Here is a 21,252-nt window from a genome sequence, read left to right on the forward strand (position 1 = left end):
CCGCAATCGCAAAGCGGCTAGACGCCGGCAGCCGGGGAACCACATGCATTGACGCCGGCGCTGACGCTGCGGTTTGCGTGTTCGCGCGCTCCTGCTGCGAGCGCGCTCCCCCAGCCGCGGCGCTACTTCCCCGGCGCGAACGGCCCCATCGACGCTCGCCGCGTCCAGATCGCGCCCTCTCTCACCATGCGCCTCACGTGGATGTGATAGTCGACCTCGCCGCCCACGCCGTCGCGCGCTATCTCGATCTCGTTGTAGCCGTTGTGCTCCTGCACCTCTCGGCTCGAGAGCGACGGCGCCGCGGCGATACGGATCGTCCAGTCCTCGTGCCGCTCCGGCCATTGCTCCTTGCCGAACCAGCCTGTGTGGCTGTGGCCGTGGAGCACCAGGCAGAACTCCTTGTGGGCCAGCGCGTCCTTCACCTCACCGGCGTTGATCAGGCCGCCGAAGCGGGCGAGCTCGGTGGACGGCAGCGGGGACACCGGGTGATGGAGGACCGCGATCCGGATCGGCGCGTGCCACTGCGCCCTGCGCAGGCGCTGGAGATCCGCGTTGTGGACCAGACCGGGATCGATGCGCGCCACGTGGTCGCGCAGCGCCGCGGCGCGCTCCGCGTCCGGCTCCTCCAGGGCGCCTCGCCGCAGGCGGCCGATGAGCGAGAGGAGCTCGTCCCGGACCGGATCCCCCTCCTCCTCCTGGCCGCCGAACTCCGCCGATCCGAGCAACGCGAACTCCACCCCGAGATCCGCATACCGCGCCACCGCGAGCGCCCGCGTCGCCGGCGGCTCCTCGAGCGGCGGCCGCGCGCAGCGCGGGTGATCGCCGAAGGCCTGCGCGAAAGGCACGTGGCGCGCCTGCGTCCCGGCCTGCGCGGGCCCCGTCGCCTGCCGCCAGTCGACGTCGTGATTGCCGCCCACGAGCAGCACGTTGGGCTCGTCGGGCGGGAGGCGAGGGTGATTGGCGAGGTGCCTGGAGACCTGATCGAGCCAGCGGCGGGCCTCGGCGTACTGGTCGTCGTCGGCCCACTCGGCGACGTCACCGGATACGACGAGCAGGTGCGGCGCGCGGCCGGCCGCGGCGAGCTCGGCGACGTGCTCGACGTAATGATCGCAGACGCGCGGGGGGCCCAGCCCGCCCTTCATGGTATTGCCGTGCTGGTTCCTCTCCTTGACGTCGACGCGCTCGGCGGATTTCGGGCCGAAATGGATGTCGGAGACATGGTGGATCCGCAGCGGGCACAGGTTCGCTTCGAGGATCGGATCGGCGAGCACGGGGCGCCCGCCGCGGCGCTCCACGAGGCCGCAGCGCTCGAGCAGATCGACATTCTCGTCGCGGGGAGACGCGCCGCGCGCGATCTCGCGGAGCACGCCCCGCTGCGCGTCGGTCAGGCCGTCCTCGAATACGGCGCGGTGGTAGGCGAATTCCATGCGCTCGCTGCTCACGCGCGCCGTTCGCAGGAGCGCCCATGGGGTGTTCGCCAGAGCGGGAGATTGCTCGGCGAGCTCGAAGACGAGCTCGAGCAGGAAGGGATTCCGGCGCCAGCTGGCGGGCAGGTCGGGGAGGAGCGCCTTCGACACCGCGGTGCGGGCGAGCTTGAGCGCCTCGCTGTGCGTGAGGGGATCGAGGAAGCGCATGTCCCGCGAGCAGACGAGCCCGGCGTCGCCGGAGGCCGCGCGCTCGAGCGCGATCCACTCGGCGGGGCTCATCGCCAGGAAGATCCTTGTGTTGGTCGTGTAGAGGTCGACGCACCAGCGCAGGAAGGCGCTCGCGTCGCGCGGGCTGCCGCCTTGGCCGGCGAGCTGCGGCTCATCCAGGAGGAGCGTTGTCCCCGGCGGCACGCTGGGGAGCGCCCGGCCGAACTTGCGGAGGTCGAGGTAACGCACGCTCGTCTTGTCGGCGAGGCCGAGGTGGTGCTCGAGCGCCTTGAGCGTCCACGTCTTCCCGGCCCTGCGGGCGCCGACGAGCGGCCATATCACGCCGTTCACCGGCAAGGACTGCAAGAGATCCAGGAGCTGCGCGTGATTGCGGACATCGCGTTCCGGTGCGTAGGGTCGCCTCACGTCGAAATCGCGCGTCACGGCTCTCTCCTTGGCTCCCTGGCCACCCGGCGAATCCAGTCGAAGAACGGCGGATCCGCCAGCCATGCGCCGAGCGCATCGCAGAGGCCCGCGTCGCAGAGGACGGCGACGTCCTCCGAAGGCAGCCTGCGCACCTCGGGCAGCGCCGCGTCGGGGGCGCCGCGGAGGGCGCCGAGCACGGCGCGCGCGCGCTGGGGCAGCTCGGCCCAGCGCGGGCGGAAGAAGGCCGCGTCGCGGTCGAGCAGGAGGCGCTGCTCGTAAAGCTCGCGCACGCCGGCGCGCTCGACCAGGGCGCGGCGTTGACCTGCGCGGACGGCCTGGACGAGGGCATAACCCATCACCTGGAGATAGAAGGGCCACGGGCCGCAGAGCTCGACGATCCAGCGGGCTGTGCGCTCGGCCTCCACCGCGACGTCGGGAGGAGCGGTGTCGACGAGGAAGCGGATCGCGTCCGCCTCGGAGAGCGGACCGAGGTTGATGGGGGTGACGTCGTTGCCGAACGAGGAGCCCGGGGCGGCGGCGAAGGCGTGCTCGACGATGGTGACCCAGTCCCAGTGCGAGCCGACGAGGACCACGCTGGTCCTCTCCTGGCCGACGGCGCGGAGCCAGGCGAAGACGGTGGCGTCGGCCTGGTGGAGATTGGCGACCTCGTCGAGGAGCAGGACGGCGTTCCCGGCGCTGGAGAGGCGGTCGCGGAGGGTGAGCGCGGGGGTGACGTCGGACTGGAGAGAGGGGTCGAGGAAGACGGCGAGATCGTCGGCGGTGCGAAGGGGAGAGGCGCGGCCCTCGAGAGAGCGGTGGTGGACGGCGCGGGCAGGGGAGAGGCGCGCGGCGAGGTGGTGGAGGATGGAGGTCTTGCCCGAGCGGCGCGGGCCGCGGAGCACCGCGGGGCTGCGGCTGTCGATGAGGGCGAGGAGCTCCGCGAGGATGGGGGCGCGGCCCGGGAGGGCAGAAGCGTCGGTGAGGGCGGGGCCGGGCCGGAAGGGGTTCGTGAGGGCGTACGACTGCGAAGGGTCGGGCGCAGGGACGCTGTCCGTGGCGGCGCGCGGGGGCACGATGCTGGCGGCTCGCGGCGCCAGCGCCCCTGGAGCATCGGAGATGAAGCGCTCGTCGCCATCCCAGGGGACCCCGCCCGAATAGCCGTGCCGTGCGAGCTCCTCTGTGACGTTATCGCCGCTGAGGTCGCCGGCGAGGGCCGCGGCCACCTTGTCCGGACGCCCCAGGACGTCGCGGAAGCCGGCGAGGGGCAGGTAGAGTGTCGTCCTCGATTCGGGGCGGCGGAGCGCGAGGCGCGCCCGCTCGGGCTCCGCGCCGTCGAGCACGCAGAAACCCCCGGGCGTGCGCGCGAGCGCGGTCAGGCCGGCGGATACGAAGCAGGCGAGGAGCCTTCGCTGATCCGCGCTCCAGATCCGCACGGCGCCGTCGTGCCCCGCGCTCGCCAGGCGATCGCCGCGCGGCTGCCAGGCCATGGCCATGACCCTCCGCGTGTGGCCCTCGAGCCGGGCGATCTCCTCGCCGGTGCCCGCGTCCCAGAGCCGCACGGTGCCGTCGTGCCCCGCGCTCGCCAGGCGATCGCCGCGCGGCGCCCAGGCCACCGCCGTGATCCCGTGCGTGTGGCCCTCGAGCCGGGCGATCTCCTCGCCGGTGCCCGCGTCCCAGATCCGCACCGTCGTGTCGTCGCCCGCGCTGGCCAGTCGTTTGCCGCCCGGGCACCAGGCCAGGGCCTTGACGTCGCGCGTATGACCCTCCAGCAACGCGAGCTGTCTGCCGGTGTCCGGGTCCCAGATCCGCACCATCATGTCGTGTCCCGCGCTCGCCAGCTGGCCGCCGTCCGGGTGCCAGGCCAGCGCGAGGACCCAGTCGGACTGACCCTCGAACCGAGCGAGGTTCTGGCCCGTGCTCGCCTCCCAGATGCGCACGCTGCCATCGTGCCCGGCGCTCGCCAGGCGGCCGCCGTCCGGGTGCCAGGCGACGGCCAGGACACCGTTCGAATGGCCCACGAGCCGCGCGAGCTCCTCACCCTTGCTCGTGTCCCAGAGGCGGACCGTCTGGTCGTCTCCCGCGCTGGCCAGGCGGTTGCCGTCCGGGTGCCAGGCGAGGGCCAGCACCCAGTTGGAGTGGCCCTCGAGCCGAGTCAGCTCCTTGCCCGTGCCGGTGTCCCAGATCCGCAGCATCGAGTCGTTTCCCGCGCTGGCCAGGCGGTCGCCGTCCGGGTGCCAGGCGAGGGCCAGCACCCAGCTGGAGTGGCCCTCGAGCCGAGTCAGCTCCTTGCCCGTGCCGGTGTCCCAGATCCGCACCGTGTTTCCGTCACCCGCGCTCGCCAGACGCCTGTTGTCCGGGTGCCACGCCATGGCCCTGACCGAGTTGGTATGGCCCTCGAGCCGCGCGAGCTCGCTGCCTGTGCTCGCGTCCCAGATGCGCACCGTGCTCTCGTCGCCCGCGGTGGCCAGGCGCCTGCCGTCCGGGCGCCACGCCACGACCCGGACCCCGCTCGAACGGCGCTCGAGGCGGGCGATCTCGCCTCGCGTGCTGACGTCCCAGATGCGCACCGTGTTCCCGTCGCCCGCGATGGCCAGGCGCCTGCCGTCCGGGTGCCACGCCACGGCCGTGACCCCGCGCGCCTGGCCCTCGAGCCGGGCGATCTCCTTGCCTGTGCTCGCGTCCCAGATGCGCACCGTGCTCTCGACGCCCGCGGTGGCCAGGCGCCTGCCGTCGGGGTGCCAGGCCACGGCCCTCACCCAGTCCGCGTGTCCCTCGAGCCGGGCGACCTCCTCGCCTGTGCTCGTGTCCCAGATGCGCACGGTCCGGTCATCGCTCCCGCTGGCCAGGCGCTCGCCGTCCGGGTGCCAGGCCACGGCCCTCACCCAGTCGGTGTGCCCCTCGAGTCGGGCGATCTCCTTGCCCGTGAGGGAGTGCCAGATCCGCACCGTCAGGTCGTATCCCGCGCTGGCGAGGCGCTGGCCGTCCGGGCGCCATGCCACGGCCAGGACCCAGTCGGAATGTCCTTCGAACCGGGCGAGCTCCATGCCGGTGTCCGCGTGCCAGAGGCGCACCGTCTGGTCGTACCCGGCGGTCGCGAGGCGCTGGCCGTCCGGCGACCATGCGAGCGTGTTGATCGTGCCGGTGTGTCCGGACACCAGGTCTGCGTGCGCCGAGGGAGGTGTCGCGGCGAGCCTGCGCGCGTGATCCAGGAGCGCCCCCCTGCCCGCGATGACGCAGGCGCTCAGGTCGGTCCCTTCGGCCAGCACGCCGTTCCAGCGGCACCCGGTCCACGTCGATTGCCGCAGGATGGCGCCGCTCAGCGTCGCCAGCTCGAGGATGGCCCCCTTGGCTTCGGCTTGCGTGAAGTCCGCCCGGTGCGCGATCGCGCGCCGGAGGATCGTCCCGTCGAGCTTCGCGCCGGAGAGCATCGCCCCGCTCAGCGCGGCTTCTGTCAGGTCGGCGCCGGAGAGGTCGGCGCCGGACAGGTTGGCGTCCCGCAAGTTTGCGCCCGCGAGGGGCGCGCCGCGCAGGTCCTCGCCGGCGAGCTGCACGCCCTGGAGATCTGCCCCTTCCGGGATCCATCCGGCCGTCTCCTCGGCCCATCGCGCGAGACCGAGCAGCAACCGGAGGGCGTTCTCGGCCGGCTCCCTCGTCGAAGGGGTCAGCTGCCGGTCCATCCTCAGGAACGACTGGACCGCGCGCACCGCCGCCGCGCGCCTCGGCTCGCCGAACGTCCTCAGGATCTCGCCCACGAACGCCGCGACCTCCCGCGTGATCGGCTTGGTCCGGAGCGCCTCGAGCGGCCGCTCGGCCAGCGTCGCCACCAGCGCGCGCGCCAGGAAGTATTCGAGGAACGCCTTGTGCGCGAAGCGGTATCCGTCGCTGCCCTCCTGCACGAGGAACGTCCCGCCCTGGATCTCCAGGAACGCGGCGCCCGCCGGCATGCCTTCGGGCAGGAAGCGAAAGAGCCGCGCGCGGACCGACTGCTGGAGCTCCTGCCAGGTGCACGCCGGCCGGCCGGACCGCCAGAGCTGCTCGGCGAGCGCCTCGGCGAACTCTTTCTTCTGCTCGTCGGTGAAGCTGTCGGGGTCGCCCTTTCGGGTATTGTCGAGCCACCGCTTCAGGTACGCCTCGTAGAGATCGGCGCGCCCGACCTTCGCCCCGGAGGCGAACTCGTCCAGCGTGGCCAGCACCATCCCGAGCAGCAGCGGCCGGTGCACGAGGTCCTTGAGGTCGTAGATCGCGGCGATGCGCGAGAGCGCCGCGGCGGCGCCGTCCTCGCCGCGGATCTGCCGCACGAGCTCGCGCACCTGCGCTTCGGTGAACGGCTGGACGGCGAACCGCCGTATCCCCGCGGACGTGCCAGGCGGCTGAGAAGACACGCCCTCGGCGCCGGTCTGGAGGTGCGCCTCGGCGGGGAAGTGGTCATCTCGCGAGGAGACGAGCACCTTGCCGCCGCCGGCCGCGACCTCCAGCAGGCTGGCGCGCCGCCCTGCGAGCTCGGAGGCCTCCAGGCGAGTCGCCATCTCGTCGAAGCCGTCGAAGCAGGGGACGACGAGCCGGTGGCGGATGAGCAGGCGCAGGGCGGCGCGGTTCGCGGGGAGGTCCTCGGCCCCGGCCGCCTGGAGCAGGAGCTGCTCCGGGCTCACGTGGGGCGAGGCGCTGGCGAGGTTGACGAGCACGGGCCTCGGCCCCTCGGCGGAAGCCCACCGCCGCTCGGCCCACGCGGCGAGCGCGGTGGACTTCCCCAGGCCGAACTCGCCGAGCACGAGGGCGATCTTCTCGCCCGACGAGAGCCACGCGTCGAGGGCGCCGAGCAGGGGTGTGGGCTCGTCGCGCCCGTCGACGCAGGCTTCGGGCTCCACGAACCGTCCCGCGACCTCGCGCAGCCGCTGCTCGCGGAGCGCCGCGACGACGTCGCGCGCGCCGTCGAAGCGCGGTGACAGGAGCGCGATCCGCGGAGCCAGGGTGTCCTGCGGGATCGCCTCGAGCGCAGCGTTGACCAGACCCGACCGGACGGCGGCCGCGCGGAGCTTCTCCCGCGCTCGCCGGGGCTCTGCCCAGCGCTCGAGGCCCTCGATCCACAGCAAGGTCCACCCCTCGTCCCGGAGGGCCGCGACCATGAGCGTGCACCAGGTCGGCCGCTCTTCAGGCCAGACGCCGACCGCCGCCACGTGCTCCCACCCCTCGGCGAGCGCGAGCAGAAAGACGGTCTCCGCAGAGAGGATCTGGTGCTCGGAGAACCGCGGGGCGAGCTCCTCCTTGCTCGGCTCGGCGATGGGGCCCAGCGCCGCGCGGGCGCCGCCGGAGGCGCGCGGCGCGGCGTCGTCCATGGCGGCGCGGAAGTCGGATGGCTGTCGCTTGAAGGAGAGCACCCAGCCCAGGTGCAGCTGCGTTCCGAGCGCCGCCGGGGCGAGCCTTCGCGGCAGCTCGGCCCTCACGTCCGGCGGCAGCGTGCTCTCCCGCTCGTCGTCGCTCGCCTCCGGCGCGCCGCGCACCGCCTGCGCCACCGCGCCGAGCGCCGCCATGCCGTCGGGCGTCCATTCGCCGTTGCCCCGCTTCGCGTCCACCGCCTTGCGGAGCCGCGCCTCGACCTCCACGAACCCGGCCTCGCGCGCCTCCCGCTCGGCCATCCAGGCGAACACGACGTCGGCGGCCGCCCCCGCCGTCGCCGCGCGCAGCGCCTCGAGCGGCAGCACCTCGGCGGGGACGATGATCTCCCGGGTGAACTGCCTTATCTCCTCGACGCGGGTCAGCTTGTCGAGCTCGCCATAGAGCCGACGCAGCCGCCTCCCGCGCGCCGCCGCCCCGGACAGGGCGCCCGCGTTCAGCAGCACGTCGCGCGCCTCCTCGAGCCGCGCAACGAGCGTCTCGAGCGCCTCGTCGTCGTCGCGTCGGAGGAGCTCCCTCGCGCCGTCGAGCCACCGCGCATAGGCCTCTCCCGCGGGGTGCCCTCGGTACACGAGCGTCGCCTCGGCGACCGGCACGACCGGCGGCGGCGCGGCGGGGCGGGTGGAGCGAGCGAGGTGCGCGCTGGCCCGCTCGTACCGGAGGTCGACGTCGGCGACGATCACACCTTCGTCGCCTGGCTCGAGGTACCCCGCCCGGTCCGGGAACCGCCGCAGCTCGTGGGCCTGGGCCTCATCGACATAGATCGATGTGCCGCCGCCTTCGGCGCCATCGCAATACAGCGTGGGCCGCCCGTACCGGCGCGCCTCTTCCCACACCGCTCCGGAGAGCTCTGGCAGCGTGGTGTGCGGCGTCGCGCTGGGCACGGCGAGGAAGCGGCACTCGCCGACGCGCTCGGCGATGGGCGCCACGTCGTGCGCGCCGTGCCGGAGGAGGAAATCGAGACAGGCCAGCACGCCCATGGGGCCTGGGATCCCGTCCGGCATCTCCACGGGCGCCCAGGTCTCGCCCGGGCGCATCGTGCTCCGCTCCACCGCCGCCGTGGCTCGCTTCGCGTGCAGGCCGAGGAGCCGACCCCGATGCAGCACCGGGCACACCGACTGTCCGAGCGCGGGGAGCCCCGCGCCGAGGCGCTCGTAGATGCCGGAGCGGCGCGCCGCCCGATCCACCGAGTGCGTCCCCGCCACGACCACCATGTCGCCCGCCGCGTCGGCGACGCCGCCGAGGATCTCCCAGGGGATGCTGTACTCGGGAAACACCACGATCCTCGCCCCGTACTCCAGGCAAGCCGACAGCACCGCGCGGATCCGCGCGAAGAGCTGCGCGTCGTAGGTCTCGCGGATGCGCCGCCGGAGGGCCTCGAGCCTCGGCTTGATCGCGTCGGGCACATCGGCGCGCGCCGGGAGCAGCGAATCGGCTGCTGTCCTCGGATCGAAGAGCGGGTCCTCGATCGGAGACCGCCGATCGACGATGATCGCCGGGTAATAGGCGAGCTGCGCGACAGCAACCCGTGTATACATCGCTCCCCCCGCGGCCATCTGCATTCGTTTGCTCGCTCTCCGCCGAAGCTCGACGCGCGCGCTGCTCACCGCGGAGCGCCGCGGTACTCTACGTGAAATACGTGAACGGCGAGGGATACGACACCTCCGACCGGCGGATCGGGCGTCGTGCGCCCGGAGACCTCCTGGTCACCGGGCGCTGGAACGGCGGTGGGTAGCTCCGCACGGTGGTCTCGGGTACGCGCCAGTCACCGGCGCGTGGTGGCGGACATCCGGCCCCGGCGGAACAGCGGCCGCCGGAGCCGCGGGGCCCCGAGCGCGAGCGCGGCCCCGCACGCGAGCGCGAGCCCCTGCAGGTAAAACCGCGGCAGCGCCACCACCGCCTCCAGGTGGTGCTTGCCGGGCCCGACGCGCACCGCGAAGAAGCCTGGGGCGACGCGCCGCGGGGCCAGCTCGGCGCCGCCGTCGCGCACGCGCCAGCCGCTGTACGCCGTGGCGCGGAAGACCACATCGACCGGCGCCTCGGCCTCGACGGACGCCTCGTACGCGCCCGGCTCGCGCGGCACCTCGCGCACGCTGGCGCGGGCCGCGTCGCAGCCGTCGTCGGCCACGGCCACGCGCTCGAGCGGGCCGCGTGTGGCCTCCAGCGCCACGAGCTCACCAGGCGTGTCGAGCACGGTGCGCGGCTGCTTCAGGTGCTCGAAGAGCGCCGCGAGCAGATCGGCCTCCTGGCCGCGCCACACCTCGCGCACGCACCCGAGCCCCACGTAGTCCGTGCCGCCCACCCGCCGAGACAGCTCGACCTCGCCGCGCCTGTCCACGAGCGCCCACGCCTCGGGCGGCCCCGGCCGCTGCGTGGTCAGGTGGATGAGCGTGCGGATGCCGAGCGCCTCCGCCCGCGCGGCGCTCCCGGGGCGCTCGGGCGCCACCTCGAGGAAGGCCGCCGCGTGAACGCCCACATGCGCGCCCGCGCCGGTCGAGACGGCCATCGGGACCGCGCGGCGGAGATCGGCGGCGTGCATCATCGAGCAGGTCGCGAACTCGTCCTCGACGGCGTAGCTCGCGCGGCCGTGCGGCGCCTCGGCGAGCCAGCGGGCGATGAGATCGGGGTCGAAGCCCTCGGCGGGCGGCGGGCAGCCGCGCGACGCGACGAGCGCGGCCTGCTTCTCTGCAAGGACGTGGAGATCGGCCGCGCGGGCGGGGATCTCGAGGGCCGCGACGAGCGCGAGCGCGGCCGGCAGGACCGCGGCGAGCGCGGCTGGCAGGAGCCCGGCGAGCGCGGGGCGCGAGCGGCGCGCGCCCCGCGCTGCCAGCGAGGCGCCGATGCGCGCGAGCGCCGCTGCCGCGAGGTCGAGCGCGCTGAGGATGGCCGCGGCCGCGACGAGCGGCAGGAGGGCGAGGGCGCGCATCGGCTGGAACAGCGAGAGCAGCGCGCGGCCGAGCGGGCCTGCGCCTACGATCCAGCCGCCGCTCATCGACAGGAGCAGCGCGAGCGCCGACGCCGCGAGGACGGCCCGCGACGCCGGGGCGCGGAGGCGCGTCGCATGGAGGAAGCAGGCGGCGATCCACGCGGAGCCGATCACCGGGGCGTGCGCGAAGTCGAGCAGGTCGCCATCGAGCATCCACGGCAGCACGCGCTCGGGCCCGAAGCCGATGTGCCGCCAGCCGAGGCCGGCGGGCCAGCCGAAGGGCGCGGCCATCGACGCGATGCCGGGGCCGTAGAGCGCGGCCGCGACCAGGCCGCCGCCGGCGAGCGAGCGGAGCACGCGCGCGCACAGCCGCCGATCCCACGCGGCGATCGCGGCCGCGCCCAGGACGGCGGCGCTCACCGTGAAGACCTGCGGGTGCGTCGCCGCGCAGGCGGCGGCGAGCGCCGGTCCGAGCTCGAAGCGGGCGGGGCGGATCACCGCGGCGGCCCACGCGATGACGAGGGGGATGACCAGGATCTGCGAGAGCAGCCCGAGGAGGAAGAACGACGGCCACCCGCCGGCGAACTGCACGTACGGCGCGACCCACGCGAGCGCCACCGCGCCGGCGGCGGCCGAGGCGGGCCGCGCGCCGACCGCGCGGGCCGCGGCGAGGACGACCAGCGGGGCCCCGACGAAGGCCGCGAAGCCGAGCCCCTTCACCGCGACCACCGGCGCGACGCCGAGGCGGATCAGCGCCGCCACGAGCAGCCAGCCGACCGGCGGGTAGTGCAGCGCGACCGGGAAGCCGCCGTTGTTCGTGGCGATCCACCCGTGCGGCAGGCCGCTCGTCGCGATGTCGTAGGCGATGGCGAGGTGCGAGATCGTGTCCTTCGACAGCGCGGCGCCGGGCCCGGCGAGCGCGGGCGCGTCGCGCAGCGCGGGCAGGAGCGCCACCACCACCGCCGCGGCGGCGGCGAGCCAGGCGAGGCGCGGCGCGGGCGCGGGCGCGACGGGTACGGCCGGCGCGGGCGCGGGCGCGGTGGGGCCGGCGGCCGCGCCCGCGCGGAGCTCGGCCAGCCGGAGGACGAGGACGCCGAGCGCGAGCAGGAGGTAGAGCATCAGCGGAGCTCGCCGTCGCCCGGGTCAGCCCGGGGCGCGTTGCCAGGTGCCGAGGAGCGACCAGCCGGTGAGCGTGCGTCGCACCGACACGAGCCGCATCCGCTCCCCGACGTCGAGCGCCGCGAGGCTGCGCTCGTCGAACTTGCTCGGGTGGATGTGCTTGCGCGAGAAGCCGTCGCGGCGCGCGATCCACTCGAGCACCGTGGCCTCGAGGAGCGGCAGCGTCGACAGGCGGCCGTAGTTCGGGGTCGTGAGCAGCAGCGCGCCGCCCGGCGCGAGGCGCACCGAGAGCCCGCGCGCCCAGCGCGACGGATCGAGGGTGTGTTCGACGACCTCCTTCGCGAGCACGACGTCGAACGGGCCGTCGAACCCGCCGCCCGTCGGGAGCTCGTAGGGCCCCGGACAGACGGCGAAGCGCGCTGCGCGCGCCGGGTAGAGGCGCCGGCACGCCTCGATGGCGCGCGCGTCGAGATCGCAGCCGTAGAGCTCGGTCGCGGGCGGCGCGCCGGGGATCTCCCCTTCGAGGCCGCAGCCGACGAGGAGCACGCGCGGGCGCGGGCCACGCGCGGCGATGGCGCGGGCGAGGGGGCGGGTGAGCGCGCCGTGGTAGAGCGACCACGGGAACCGCTCGCGGCGGCGGTGGTTCGAGAAGTAGTCGCCGGGCGGCGCCGCCGTTTCAGCCATCGGGCCCTGCCTGCGCCACGAGCAGGTACTCGGCGGCCGCGTCGCCGCCCGGGGCGAGGCGCCCGAGCGCGTTGACCAGGGCGCGCGCCACGTCGACGGTGAGCGGGCGGAGCGCTGGCATTGCGATCCAGCGGCCGGTGAGCTTGCGCATCACGTAGCCGAGCAAGCTCGGGTACAGCATGAAGTCGAACGCCCACGAGGTCGGCCGGCCCGCGATGGGGCGCGTCTCCACGAGGTCGAAGCCCGCGCGCGCGAGGTGATCGCGCCAGCCCGCCTCGTCGTAGAGGTGGACGTGCGAGAAGACCCGATCGAGCGCGTCGCCGTACGCGCGTGAGAGGCCGACCAGGCCCACGGAGCGGAGCGCCTCGGGCAGGGCGAGCTGGTACGTCCAGTCGGGCGTGGGCACGATGAGCACGAACCGCGCCCCGGGCCTGAGCGCGCGCCGGATGTTCACGAGGGCGCCGTGGAGATCGGGCACGTGCTCGAGGCTGCAGTTGGCGATGGCGCTGCCGAAGAACCCCTCGGGCAGGTGGACGTTGACGATGTTGCCGCAGATGAGCGTGCGGTACGACGCGGTCCGCTGCGCGCGCTGCACCTCGGTCGGGTTGATGTCGATGCCCCACGCCTGCTTGTCCGGGTAGGCGAGGCGCGCGAACAGGCCGTCGCCGCAGCCGACGTCGAGCAGCGGCTCCGGCAGATCGAGCTCGCGCACGGCGCGCAGCCGCACGCACTCGCGGATGGCGAGCGCCGCGGGCGCGAAGGCGTAGTAGGCGGAGAAGTCGTCCGCGTCGAGCGGCCACTCTCGGTCCATCGGAGCGCTCATCACCCGTGGAGGCGCAAGGAGCGCCGGTACGCCCGGACCGCTCCGGTCGGGTGCGGCCCGTCCGTCGGTTCGACGATGGCCTTGAGGGCTCCGGGATCGAGGTGCGGCAGGGGCATGCGCCGCATCCTACCATCGGAGCGGCGCTCCTCGGGTACGGCCGACTTTCGCAGGCACGGGGGACCGCGTTACCGAGGGCGGGTTCGGCGTTCGCGAGCTCGGAGAGCCCGCCCTGTACGGGGCTGTCGCGCAAGGACGCGCCCATCTTCTTCGAGTTCGAGCGTGCGACTCCGGAAAGCGTCTTTCAGAAGCTCGCCGCGACCGAGCCCACCACGGGCTTCGGCGAGACGTTCCAGTACAGCAACAGCATGGCCTCGGCCGCCGGCTACATTGGAGGGGATGTCGCGGAGCCGACGCTCGGATACGCCTTCATCGAGGCGGACTGAGGCGCGCTGCGTCGGCGTGGCTCGACGTGTCGGCTCCGGGGGCCACGAAAGGAAGACGCGGCGATTGGCGAGGTCCGCCGGCCGCGATCGCACCTTGTGATCAGGCCGTTGGTGGCAGTTGGTGTGTCGAAATGAAAATGCATCGGGCCGAGCGCGCGTAAGCGGTTTGCGATGCCCGCCGCGCGGACGAGCCTGAATTTTTCTTCGTCTCGTCCGCACGGCGTGCCAGCCTGCGCCCGCCATGCGGAACCGATCCAGCGCGGGCCAGCGACACCGGAAGAAGAGGAGTTCGTGATGACCACGCAGGAACTCGTCGAGCAATTCATCGAGCAGGGACGCACGCAGGGGGTCGCGCAAGGGATGGCGCAGGGGATGGCGCAAGCGACGATCGAGCTCTACGAAGCTCGGTTCGGCCCCATGCCGCCACCGCTGCGGTTGGCCGTGGAGGCCATGCGCGACCTGCCGACGCTCCGAGCGTGGCACCTCCTCGCCGGCACCGGGACGCGCGAGGCCGTGCACGAGGCCCTCGCCGCCGGTCCCTCCGAGCGCTCGTCCTGACCCCCGCCGCCAGCCGCCCGGCGGCGCGCCGCGGGCGCCGGGCTGGCCGGAGCGCCGCCCGCGCGGCCCGCGGCGGCCTCGGGTCATGGGTCGAAGCGCCTCGACGACGCGTTGCGCCGGGTGTTACCGAACGTAACGCGAGCGCATCGAAGCGTTACCGAACGTAACGCCACGTGGTCGGACGGCGCGCCCCGGGCGTCCTCCCGGCGATGAACCGAGTAGTAGTTCGAGTCCTCGTGTGACACACTCGATGGCGCGTGTGAGGGACATGGCATCGGCCCGCGCTCTCCCGCGCGCCTCCGGACATCGACGGTGGGCAGCGCAGCCATCCAGATGAGCTCTTCGATCGATCGGGGCTCGATCCGGGCGACGCTGCGCGCACGAGCGAACCGGCGCGCTATCGGCTGAAATCAAAAAATTCGAAAGTTCGAATGCGCTGAAGGAGCTGCTGGTCGGCGGGGGCGGTGCGCCGAGGGGCAATTCGAACGATCGCGAACACAGCAATCTTTCGAGCGTCGAGGACCATGCGAAGAATACTTTGTGCTCTTCTGTTTTTGGCTGTCGCCGGCTGCGGCGATGACACGGACACCACGACATCGAGCAGCACGTCGAGCTCGACGTCCAGCTCGAGCAGCGCGGCGAGCTCCGGCGGGGGTGATGCCTCTGGCGGCGGCGGCGGCGATGGCGGCGGCGACACCGGAGGGGGCGGCGCTGGCGCCACCGGCGGCGGCGGGGCCACGGGCGTGGGGGGTGGCGACGGCGGCAGTGGTGGCGCCGGCGGCGCGGCGGAGGCGCACTGGGTCGGGACGTGGACGACCGGCCCGCAGCTGACCGAGACCAACAACAACCCGCCCGCGCCGGGCCTGGCCAACAACACGCTGCGCCAGGTGATCTATACGTCGATCGGCGGCAAGGGCGTGCGACTGCTGCTCTCGAACGAGTTCGGCGACGGGCCGGTGACCATGGAGTCGGTCCACATCGCGGAGTCGACGACCGCCGACGGCATCGACGTTGCCACCGACCATGCCCTGAAGTTTGCGGGGGCCGATGCGGTGACCATCCCGGTGGGGAAGACCGCCTTCTCCGATCCGATCGAGTACACCATCAAGCCCCTCACCAAGATGGCGGTGACCATCAAGTTCGGCGCCGTGCCGGCCGGGATCACCGGACACCCGGGCTCGCGGACCAACTCGTATATCCAGACCGGCAACGGGGTCTCGGCGGCGAACCTGACCTCCCCTGTGTCCACGGCGCACTGGTACTACATCACGGGCCTCGACGTCGATGCGGTCCCCGAGGCCGCGGCGGTCGTCATCCTCGGTGACTCGATCACCGACGGCCGCGGCTCGGACACGGACGGGAACACCCGCTGGCCGGACTTCCTGTCTCGCCGGCTGCGGTCCAATCAGGGGACCCAGCACGTCGCCGTGCTGAACCAGGGGATCGGCGGGGGCCGAGTGCTGGCCGGCGGGCTCGGGCCGACCGCCAAGGATCGCTTCCAGCGTGACGTCCTGGACCAGCGCGGCGCCAAGTGGCTGATCATTTTCGAGGGCGTGAACGACATCGGCGGCAACAGCGTGCCGAACGTCGCCGATGAGCTGATCAAGGCCTATGGCGAGTTCATCACCAAGGCGCACGATAAAGGGATGCGCGTTTACGGAATGCCCATCACGCCGTTCAAAGGCAACAAGGACTACGACACCGCCGAGCACGAGGCCACCCGCCAGGCGGTCAACACATGGATCCGCATGAGCGGCAAGTTCGACGCGGTTATCGATGTGGAACCGGAGATCCTCGACCCCACCGATCCTTTCCGGGTGAATCCTGAGCTTGACTTCCAGGATGACGGCCTGCACTTCAACCCGACTGGCTTGGAGGCGATAGCGAATGCCATCGACCTCACGCTGTTCGTCCCCCAACCCGAATAAAGCGGAGGCCGCTCGTGGGGGGCGCCCGATCGGGCGCGCGGAGCTCGGAGCCCCTGCGCGCCCGGTGAGGCCCCCCGCTCCCCCGGCGGAGAATGCGCCTCGGTCCTCGCATGGCGCTGCGATCAGTAACCTGGACAACTGAGCCGTCAGCGTTGACGCGTTGCGCTATGCGTCCTCACGTATTCAGCCGCAACGGTCCTGAGTAGCCTTGTCCCATGCGCGGGCTCGAGGTGGCGCCGTGAGCCGGATCCTGCTGGTCGAGGACGAGGTCGTCATCCGGACGGAGCTCCGGCGGCTGCTCGTTCGTCATGGGCACGACGTCATCGAGGCGGGGTCGGTCGAGGATGCCTCGGCGGATCACGATCTGCGCGCGTTCGATCTCGTGCTGGCCGACGTGCGCTTGCCGGGCGCGCCGGGCACCGCGCTCGTCGGGCAGTGCGGCGGCGCGCCGGTCGTGCTCATGACGAGCTACGCCACGGTGAAGGCGGCCGTGGACGCCGTGAAGCGCGGCGCTGCGGATTACCTGTCGAAGCCGTTCGATCATGCCGAGCTCGTCGCCCTCCTCGACCATCATCTCCCCGGCGCGCGGCCTGCGGGGAGCGCGCTCCCCGACGTCGCGCCAGGCGCCTCGGTGCCTGCGCCGCCTGCGCCGCCCGTGCCGCCTACAACTGAAGACGACGAGCTCGAGGGCATGGTCGGCGGCTCTGCGGCCATGCGCGAGGTGTTCGCGCGGGTGCGCAAGGTCGCCCCGAGCGAGGCGACGCTGCTCGTCCTCGGCGAGAGCGGCACGGGCAAGGAGACGCTCGCCCGCGCCGTGCACCGGCTGAGCCCGCGCCGGCAGCTGGCGTTCGTCCCGGTCCACTGCGCGGCCATCCCCGAGGGGCAGATCGAGGGGGAGCTCTTCGGATACGAGCGCGGCGCCGTCCCCGGCGCGATCTCGGCGCGCGCTGGGCTCTGCGAGGCCGCGGAGGGCGGGACGCTGCTGCTCGACGAGGTCGCCGAGCTGCCGCCCAAGGTCCAGGCGCGGCTCCTCCGCTTCCTCCAGACGGGCGAGGTGCGGCGCGTGGGCGCGACCCGCGCCCGGCGCGTCGACGTGCGCCTCGTCGCGGCGACGCGCCGAGATCTCGTGGCGATGGTGCGCGACGGATCGTTCATGAGCGACCTCTACTTCCGGCTGCGGGTCCTCGAGATCCGCCTCCCGCCGCTGCGCGAGCGGCCGGGCGATGCGCTGCGCCTCGCGGAGTCGCTGCTCCGGCGGCGCGCGTGGGCGATGGGCCGCGCGCCGCTCACGCTGACGCCGGAGGCGCGCGCCGCCATCGCGGCGGCCCCCTGGCCGGGCAACATCCGGGAGCTGGAGAACGCCGTTCATCGCGCGATGGTGCTCGCCGATGCGAGCGAGATCGGGCTGGAGCTGCTCGGGCTCGACGCGCCCCCTCAACCGCCGTCGCCCGCGCCTGCCGCGGACGCGCACGAGGGAGAGCCCCCGTCCGACTCTCTCGAGGGTTATTTCCGCCGCTTCGTCCTCGAGCACCAGCACGAGCTGACGGAGACCGAGATCGCCCGCCGCCTCGGCATCAGCCGCAAGGCGCTGTGGGAGCGGCGGCAGCGGCTCGGGATCCCCCGGCCGCGCTCCTGAGCCTCCGTCGACGGCGGCGCGCCCCCGTCAATTTTGGTTGACTGGTGGAATGTGAACGTTCACAATTGACTCAGGCGCGCTCGGGCAGGGCGGTGACCTGACAAAGCCTCCCCTGGGCTGGCATTTTTCGCGGGAAATTGAACAGGGAGGCGGGGAGACGGGGAGAACGGTGGAATTTTACTCCCCGTCTCCCTGCCTCCCTGTGAATTTTCCCGAAAGATTCGGGCGAATGCTTCTGGGCGGCGACCGCGCGACCACGCCGGGTCGTCCCGACCAAGGAGCCGCGTCGCCTCGACGCGTTCGTTTTTCTTTTTTCTGACAGCCGCGCGCCGCGCGCTCTCGCTGACACCTCTTATCGGGCCATCACCATGCACTTCCCTTCCCGACCTACCAACACCCGCTCTCTCAACCGACGCGCAGGCGGTGCGGCGTCTGCTGTCTGTCTCCTCGCTCTCCTCGCAAGTTGTAGTGGGGAGTCGCAGGTGGGCGACGGTGATGGCGGCGGCGGCGCCACGGGCGCGACGACCGGCTCTGGAACGGGCGTTTCGAGCAGCGGCGGCTCGGGCGGGAGCGATGGGCAGACGACGAGCGGCGGCTCGACGAGCGCCAGCGGAAGCTCGGCCGCGTCCGGGGGCGGTGACCCCGGCGCTGGCGGCGGCGACGGCGGCGACGGCGGCGGCGCCCCCGCCGTCTGCCCCGAGACCTACTCCAATCCTCTCCTCTGGCAAGACCTCCCCGATCTGGAGGTCATTCGCGTGGACGACACGTACTACTACACGGCGTCCACCTTCCACCATGCGCCTGGAGCGCCCCTGCTCCGCTCCTACGATCTGGTCCACTGGGAGTACGTCTCACACTCCGTTCCCCTGCTCGACGTCGACCCGTCGTACGACCTGAGCGGGGGTCGATCCTATGTCAACGGCATCTGGGCTTCCACGCTCCAGTACCGGGAGAGCAACAAGACCTTCTACTGGATGGGCTGCATGCACAACAAGGGCGGCGGCTGGGTCTTCACGGCCAAGTCCCCCGAAGGTCCGTGGGAAAAGCACAAGGGCGGCTGCTACTACGACATGGGGCTGTTGATCGACGACGACGACACCATGTACGTGGCTTCCGGAAACAACACGATCAGCGTGGCGCAGCTGAGCGCAGACGGCTTCAGCCAGGTCAAGAGTCAGACGGTGTTCCAGACGCCGGGCAACCTCTCCGGACCGCTGGAGGGCTCTCGCTTCATCAAGAAGGATGGAAACTACTACATCTTCACCACGCAATACGCGAACGGTGAGTACGTGCTTCGCTCGACGAGTGGGCCCTTTGGTCCCTACGAGCTGCGGCCCTTCGCGGTCAAGCTGCCCTACGCCGGCGCTCCGGGCTCCGGCGGCGCCCCGCACCAGGGCGGCGTCGTCCAGACGCAGAACGGCGACTGGTACTACCTCGGGTTCAACGACTCGTACCCGGCGGGCCGCATCCCGGTGATGGCCCCGATGACCTGGGCCGACGGCTGGCCCTCGCTCACCCTGGTGGACGGCAAATGGGGAGGTACGTACCCCTTCCCGAACCTGCCTTGTGGATCGAACCGGGTGAAGCCGCCTGTGACCAAGGACACCTTCGCGGAGGCGACCCTGCGCCCCGAGTGGGAGTGGAACCACAACCCCGACAGCACCAAGTGGTCGTCCGGGGCCGGGCTGACCCTGCAAGCCGCGACGGTGACGAGCGATCTGTACGCCGCGCGAAACACGCTGACGCGCCGTATCGAAGGGCCCGTGTCGATCGCGACGATCGAGCTCGATCATAGCAAGATGCAGAACGGCGACGTCGCCGGCCTCGCTGCCCTGCGCGACATGTCGGCGTGGATCGGGGTCAAGAGAGCGAACGGGGCGACGCGCGTCGTGATGACCAATGGGGTCAACATGAACACCTCCTGGGCCACGACGAGCACGGGCACCGAGGTGGCTTCCGCCGAGGCGTCCGGCAACACGATCTGGCTGCGCGTGGAGGCCAACGTCCGCACGGATAACGGCGGCGCGCAGGCGCGCTTCTCCTACAGCACGGACGGCGCCCGATTCACCAACCTGGGCAACACGCTCAACATGAACAAGAACTGGCAGTACTTCCTCGGTTACCGGTTCGGCATCTTCAACTACGCCACACAGTCTCTGGGCGGCTCGGTGAAGGTCGCGTCCTTCGAGGTAACCAAGCCGTAAGATGGGAGCCGGCCGCCTGCATGGTCATCCGCGTGGCCGAGAGCGAGAGCCCCACGGGCCCGCTCGAGGGCGCGTTGGGTCGCCCGCCGGCTCGCGCACCGTAGGGGGTGGCATCGAGCCGGCGGCGTTCATCGATGACGATGGTGAGGCGTGCCTTGACGGGGGGTTGCCCCCCAGGGGCCGCGCATGCGCAGGGGCGAGCGGGCCGTGGGGGAGGCCGAGCGGGGCGAGTCTAGTTCTTCGTCGGCGCGGGCGCGCCGCTCTGGATCCACTGGCGGAGGGTCGCGAGCTCAGCGCTCGTCACGCTCGGCTTGCCATCCGCGGCCTGCGGCATGACGCCCGTCTGGCAGGTGCCTCCGGCAGAAGGCCTGCATCCGGCGCTCCCGGCCGTCCCTGCGACCTTGAGGTAGAGCCAGCTCTGGTCCGGATTTCCCGGGACCACGAGCTTGAACTGCCCGCCGCCCTTGGCGGCCTTGTTGACGAGGCCCGCGACGATGTCCGTCGAGCTGATGTCGCCGCCGAGCGACAGACCTGCTGCGGGACCGGTCGACGGCGCGGCGTGGCAACCGCTGCACTTGTGGATCGCGCTCTCGAAGATCGGACGGACGGTGGTGTGGAACACGCCGGACTCCTCGGGCAGGGGATTCCCCGGATCCGGATCCGGCTTCAGGTCGGGATTGATGACCTGAGCGATCGCGTCCATCTCGTAGCACTGGGCGGCCACCGCGTCCTTCAGCTTCTGGTCGGTGGGCGACATGCCCTTGGCGACACGGTACTTCTCCCAGACGTTGTCGATCCAGCCGTGCAGCTTCCAGAACATGTAGTTGTCGATGTTCGTGAACTGGTTGCCGAGGCCGTGATCGGTGTTCTGGGGGCGCACCCACTTGAAGTGGAGATCCCCGTGCAGGCCGCTGGCCTGCAGGCTGGTGCCCGGGATGGCCTGGCCGGCGAAGCACTGGAGCCACATACCGAGCGCGCCCTCGTCCGGGAAGCGGCTCAGGTTCTCCGGCTTGTCGATCTCGTCGCCGATCTTCGCGTTGGCGAGCGTCGTGGAGCTCCAGGGCCTGAAGTCCGATCTCCACTGCTGGGGCAGCTCCTCCGCCGTCGTGGGGAACTTCTTGAAGCCCTCGAACTGCTCCGAGTGCTTCGGCCAGAGCTGCTTCAGCGACTGGATCATGTGCCGGTGCATGGCGAGGAACTGGTAGCCGTCGCCCGTGCTCTTGCACTCCTGGTCCGACGGGACCGGGACCGCCGACCTGCAGATATTGACCCTGCTCATGCCCATGCCGCCATTGCAGCGCCGGATGCTATGCCACTCGAAGTGGGCGGCTTGCCATTCGTTCTCCTCCATCCAGGCGATGACTTCCGGCTGAACCGTGAGATCGATCTGGTTGTTCTTCACGAACTCCGCCGCGCCGTCCTTCATCGTCGCGTCGCTGGGATGGGGATCGTAACCATCCACGCAATGATCCTTCGGGTG

At 72.1% G+C, this 21,252-nt stretch carries 12 protein-coding genes; 5 read left to right on the forward strand and 7 right to left on the reverse strand.

What is annotated here, in order from left to right; all coding sequences use genetic code 11:
• Window positions 1–122 precede the first annotated feature (122 nt).
• The 5 genes from WMF12_RS14050 to WMF12_RS14070 all read right to left on the reverse strand — a co-directional run bounded on the left by WMF12_RS14050 (window position 123) and on the right by WMF12_RS14070 (window position 12,991).
• Window positions 123–2,078, reverse strand: a complete 1,956-nt coding sequence (locus WMF12_RS14050; RefSeq protein WP_437871881.1) for a metallophosphoesterase — start codon at window positions 2,076–2,078, stop codon at window positions 123–125.
• Entirely contained in the window at window positions 2,075–8,989 is a 6,915-nt protein-coding gene (locus WMF12_RS14055) for an eIF2A-related protein (RefSeq protein WP_437871882.1), read from the reverse strand. The genes WMF12_RS14050 and WMF12_RS14055 overlap by 4 nt, the downstream gene beginning before the upstream one ends.
• Before the next feature lie 227 nt (window positions 8,990–9,216).
• On the reverse strand, window positions 9,217–11,496 hold the full coding sequence (locus tag WMF12_RS14060) for a hypothetical protein (protein ID WP_437871883.1): 2,280 nt from the start codon (window positions 11,494–11,496) through the stop codon (window positions 9,217–9,219).
• 24 nt (window positions 11,497–11,520) lie between these two features.
• Window positions 11,521–12,180, reverse strand: a complete 660-nt coding sequence (locus tag WMF12_RS14065; protein WP_437871885.1) for a class I SAM-dependent methyltransferase — start codon at window positions 12,178–12,180, stop codon at window positions 11,521–11,523.
• Window positions 12,173–12,991, reverse strand: coding sequence for a class I SAM-dependent methyltransferase (locus tag WMF12_RS14070; RefSeq protein WP_437871888.1), 819 nt, complete (start codon window positions 12,989–12,991; stop codon window positions 12,173–12,175). The genes WMF12_RS14065 and WMF12_RS14070 overlap by 8 nt, the downstream gene beginning before the upstream one ends.
• 62 nt (window positions 12,992–13,053) lie before the next feature.
• On the opposite strand from WMF12_RS14070, the gene WMF12_RS14075 reads away from it, so the two are divergent.
• Both WMF12_RS14075 and WMF12_RS14080 read left to right on the forward strand, forming a co-directional pair.
• Complete coding sequence (locus WMF12_RS14075) at window positions 13,054–13,446, forward strand: hypothetical protein (RefSeq protein ID WP_437871889.1); 393 nt, start codon at window positions 13,054–13,056, stop codon at window positions 13,444–13,446.
• 294 nt (window positions 13,447–13,740) lie between these two features.
• Entirely contained in the window at window positions 13,741–14,004 is a 264-nt protein-coding gene (locus tag WMF12_RS14080) for a hypothetical protein (RefSeq protein ID WP_437871890.1), read from the forward strand.
• Between the two features lie 397 nt (window positions 14,005–14,401).
• Here the strand turns inward: WMF12_RS14080 and WMF12_RS14085 are convergent, their stop codons facing one another.
• Complete coding sequence (locus WMF12_RS14085; RefSeq protein ID WP_437871893.1) at window positions 14,402–14,701, reverse strand: hypothetical protein; 300 nt, start codon at window positions 14,699–14,701, stop codon at window positions 14,402–14,404.
• 46 nt (window positions 14,702–14,747) lie between these two features.
• On the opposite strand from WMF12_RS14085, the gene WMF12_RS14090 reads away from it, so the two are divergent.
• The 3 genes from WMF12_RS14090 to WMF12_RS14100 all read left to right on the forward strand — a co-directional run bounded on the left by WMF12_RS14090 (window position 14,748) and on the right by WMF12_RS14100 (window position 19,772).
• Window positions 14,748–15,932, forward strand: coding sequence for an SGNH/GDSL hydrolase family protein (locus WMF12_RS14090; RefSeq protein WP_437871894.1), 1,185 nt, complete (start codon window positions 14,748–14,750; stop codon window positions 15,930–15,932).
• Between the two features lie 238 nt (window positions 15,933–16,170).
• Window positions 16,171–17,568 carry a sigma-54-dependent transcriptional regulator gene (locus tag WMF12_RS14095; protein ID WP_437871896.1) on the forward strand — a complete coding sequence of 466 codons (1,398 nt, stop codon included), beginning with the start codon at window positions 16,171–16,173 and terminating at the stop codon, window positions 17,566–17,568.
• A gap of 368 nt (window positions 17,569–17,936) precedes the next feature.
• Window positions 17,937–19,772: a glycoside hydrolase family 43 protein gene (locus tag WMF12_RS14100; RefSeq protein WP_437871899.1), complete on the forward strand. Its 1,836-nt coding sequence runs from the start codon at window positions 17,937–17,939 to the stop codon at window positions 19,770–19,772.
• Between the two features lie 232 nt (window positions 19,773–20,004).
• On the opposite strand, the gene WMF12_RS14105 is transcribed toward WMF12_RS14100, so the two are convergent.
• Window positions 20,005–21,234, reverse strand: a complete 1,230-nt coding sequence (locus WMF12_RS14105; RefSeq protein ID WP_437871900.1) for a hypothetical protein — start codon at window positions 21,232–21,234, stop codon at window positions 20,005–20,007.
• Between the last annotated feature and the right edge of the window lie 18 nt (window positions 21,235–21,252).

This window comes from Sorangium sp. So ce363, from assembly GCF_051520435.1.
In the GTDB taxonomy this organism is placed as follows: domain Bacteria; phylum Myxococcota_A; class Polyangia; order Polyangiales; family Polyangiaceae; genus Sorangium; species Sorangium cellulosum_B.